Consider the following 205-nt stretch of genomic DNA (forward strand, 5'->3'; position numbering starts at 1 on the left):
TCTTTTCCGGATATCCATTCAAAACGGCAACCATGATAGTGCCGACGTTTCTTGCTGCAGTTGTTCTCAGTGTTCATTATATTCAACCCGATATCAGCATTCTTACCATTATCTGCCTGATTTCACCTTTCGGGGCCGTTATTTTCATGAAATTCCGTCCGAGGATAACTGCGCTGCATGACTTTATTAAAAATAGCCTGCTATC

The 205-nt window shown here is 42.0% G+C and carries 1 pseudogene; it reads left to right on the plus strand.

Annotated elements, in window-relative coordinates:
• Positions 1–205: pseudogene (locus tag B3D59_RS14270) on the plus strand (hypothetical protein); the annotation flags it as partial.

This window comes from Desulfobacter sp. UBA2225, assembly GCF_002348205.1.
GTDB lineage: Bacteria > Desulfobacterota > Desulfobacteria > Desulfobacterales > Desulfobacteraceae > Desulfobacter > Desulfobacter postgatei.